Origin of the sequence: Streptomyces sp. NPDC058619 (assembly GCF_042717785.1) — a bacterium.
Taxonomy (GTDB): Bacteria; Actinomycetota; Actinomycetes; order Streptomycetales; family Streptomycetaceae; genus Streptomyces.
Genome location: NZ_JBHXQN010000160.1, coordinates 1 through 1,620, shown reverse-complemented (window position 1 = coordinate 1,620; position 1,620 = coordinate 1). Strand labels below are relative to the sequence as shown.

Genomic DNA, 1,620 nt, shown 5'->3' with positions numbered 1-1,620 from the left:
GAACGGGGCTATCCAGGACGGCTCCGACGCCGTGATCACACCAGCCACACCAAGATCATCTCACCGTGACCAGCAGTTACGGGACAAGCCTTAGGCCCAATGCTGGTGATTTAGGTCGTGTGCTGCCGGGCGATACTGATGGTGGCTGGTGTGGGTGGCGGCCGGTTGTGGTGTTCGGCTCGTTTGCGGGGCCAGTTGGACATCTTGCGTTTGATCACGCGCGGGTAGGTCCGGTGGCGTCGTCGGGGCAGCAGGCGCTGGGCGATCTCAGCCAGGGTGGAGGTCAGTGCCCTGGCGAGTCGGCCGGGGGGAAAACGCCGCCTGGGCGGGGACCTGGCGGCGCACGATCCGAAGGGACCGGGTGAAGGAGATCCGGTCGGGATCGGCTTCGTGGTCCAGGGCGGCCTGGTGCATCAGCTGTCGGATGGCGTGGTGCACCAGCAGGAACCCGTAGATCTCCTGCTCCACGCCCCACGGATACTTTGAGCGCAGGACGAGTTTCGGGCCGCGTTGATGGGTCTTGATCTCGTCGAAGGTGGTCTCGATCTCCCACCGCTGGGCGTATAGCGCGGCCAGGTCGGCGGCCGGGGCGGCCCCGGGGTCGCAGATGGTAGTGATCAGCCGGTAGACGTCCCCGTCGCCGTCCGGGCCCAGCGTGTACTCGATCACGCGCACGGCCACCGGGTTGGCCCGTCGCTTACGGTCGGTGTCGGCATGGATCGCGCTGAGGTAGGAGCCGTCCGGCAGACGCTGAAGCACCGGCAGGACGGCGTTCTTCTTCACTCGCCACAACAAGTCGGCTCCGGTGGACCGGGCGGCCTGCCACAACTCGAATCCATAGAATCCGCGGTCGGCCAGCAGCAGCATGCCCGCCGTGAGACGGGAAAACAGCTGCCGCGACAGGGTCTGCTCGCTGCCCGACAGCGGTCCGAGGGCCGTCGCGAAGACTGCGTGGGTGCCGCACTCGGCCACAGCGACCACCCTCGCCTGCGGGAAAGCGCCCTGCCCGCGACCGGATCCCGGCCGGCCGAAGAACGCCTCATTCGCCGACGTGTCCGCGACATCGAATGTCGTGCCGTCCACCGCGACCAGCCGCCACCGCCGATACCAGGCACCCGCGGTGCCGGGCACCGCCACCGGCCGGCACACCCGCGCGAACAGCACCTTCAAAGGCTCGGTCCCCAACCGCTCCCGCGCCCGCCCGATCGCGGCGGTCGTCGGCACCCGCCACCCCTGCCGCCAGCGACGTTCACCCTGAAGTCCCTCGCCCAGCAGCCGCGCGACCTCCTCATACGGCTGGCCGAAGAACAGGCACATCGCGAGCACGAAGTAGACCACCACGCGGGCGGGCAGCAGCCGACTGCGCTGCTCGGCCCGCCCGCACTCCGCGACCACCTCATCGACCAGCCACGGCGGAAACGCCCGCGTCAACACCCCGATCGCGATCCGATCCGACAACCGCTCGCCCGGAGACGACTTCACCTGCCCCGCCCTCGCCATAACCCAACCAACGAGCCCGAGACATCTAACTGATCGTTTCAAAATGAGGTCCGGAGCCGTCTCAAACAGATCATGCTGCAGGCGAGTTGGAGCAGTCCGAGGTGGAGGTCGGCGCGTATT

At 67.9% G+C, this 1,620-nt stretch carries 1 protein-coding gene; it reads right to left on the bottom strand.

Annotation, left to right across the window (positions count from 1 at the left end; all coding sequences use genetic code 11):
* Positions 1–267: 267 nt before the first annotated feature.
* The gene (locus ACFWTC_RS38915; protein ID WP_384030724.1) at positions 268–1,500 is read right to left on the bottom strand and encodes an IS4 family transposase; all 1,233 of its coding nucleotides are present in this window, start codon (positions 1,498–1,500) and stop codon (positions 268–270) included.
* Positions 1,501–1,620 lie beyond the last annotated feature (120 nt).